This window comes from Bradyrhizobium hipponense (genome assembly GCF_008123965.1).
GTDB classification, from domain to species: domain Bacteria; phylum Pseudomonadota; class Alphaproteobacteria; order Rhizobiales; family Xanthobacteraceae; genus Bradyrhizobium; species Bradyrhizobium hipponense.
This window is the reverse complement of sequence record NZ_VSTH01000141.1, coordinates 1-1301: the sequence shown is the minus strand read 5'-3', so window position 1 is coordinate 1301 and position 1301 is coordinate 1. Positions and strand designations below refer to the sequence as shown.

Annotated in this window: 1 protein-coding gene and 1 pseudogene; one reads left to right on the top strand and one right to left on the bottom strand. The window is 62.7% G+C overall.

What is annotated here, in order from left to right; all coding sequences use genetic code 11:
* Positions 1–1014: IS66 family transposase (gene tnpC, locus FXV83_RS33760; RefSeq protein WP_148743882.1), on the top strand; the 1014-nt coding region annotated here is incomplete at its 5' end.
* Here tnpC and FXV83_RS33755 read toward each other — a convergent pair.
* Positions 1015–1301 (bottom strand): annotated as a pseudogene (locus tag FXV83_RS33755) (hypothetical protein); the annotation flags it as partial. It lies immediately after the preceding gene.

The window sequence follows — 1301 nt, the reverse complement described above, 5'->3', positions numbered from 1 at the left end:
GTGATGAAATACGGCTACCAGCTGCCGCTGTATCGGCAGGAACAGATGTTCGCCGCGCAAGGCATCACGCTCGATCGGCAGACGCTGGCCTCGTGGATGGGCCGCGCCGCCTGGTGGCTGAAGCCGCTTCACGCGCTGTTGCGCCGCGCAGTGATGTCCTACCCGCGGCTGTTTGCCGACGAGACGCCGCTGCCAGTTCTCGATCCCGGCCGTGGCAGGACCAAAGTCTGCCAGTTCTGGGCGATCGCCACGGATGACCGTCCGTGGGGCGGCCCGGCGCCGCCGGCGGTGGTCTACATGTTTGCCGAGGATCGCAAGGCGATCCGCGCCAAACAGCTGTTCGGGGACTACCACGGCATCCTGCAGGTCGACGGCTATGCCGCCTACAAGGGCCTGATCAAGAACGGCGGCCATCTGGTGCAGTTGGCGTTCTGCTTCGCGCATGCGCGGCGGAAGTTCTGGGACGTTCACGTCACGACGAAGTCGCCGATTGCTGCGGAAGCGCTGCAACGGATCGCGATGTTCTACGCCATCGAGGATCGCATCCGCGGTCTGCCGGCGGCGCATCGGGCTGCAGTGCGGCAGACCGACACCAGGCCGTTGATCGAGGACTTCAAACCCTGGCTCGAGGCGCGGCTGCTGGAAGTCTCGAAGAAATCCGGCCTTGGCAAGGCGATCCGCTACACCCTCAACCATTGGGAAGGCCTGACGCGCTTCATCGATGATGGGCGCATCGAGATCGACAGCAATACGGTCGAACGCAGCATCAAGCCGATAGGCCTGGGAAAGAAGAATTACTTGTTCGCCGGCAGTGAGGGCGGCGCCGAAACCTGGGCCTCCCTCGCATCGCTCATCAACACGGCAAAGCTGCACGACATCGACCCGCGGCACTATCTGACCGATGTTCTCGAGCGCATCGTCTCCGGACGTACAAAGATCAATCAGCTGCACATGCTGTTGCCGTGGAATTGGAAGGCCGAGCGCGATAGTTCGCAAGCAAAGCTCGCCGCCTGATCAGTTCGACGGCAGGGCATCTGGAACTTCCTGCGCATCGCTGGCGTCGTCGTAGATCTCTTCGCGGATCACGCGCAGCGTCACCTCGTGCAGATACACTTGCAGCGCACCCTCCAGCTCGGTGAACTCCGGCAGCAGGACTCGATCGACGAAGCCCCGTGACGCACGGACCATCACCGTGTTGCGTCGCTGCCGGCGATAACGAAACGGCCGCAGCCCATATCGGCGGCAAAGCGCCAGAAAAAGGTGCCGAGACCACTGGTCGGGAAGTGAGAATTGCTGTTCGA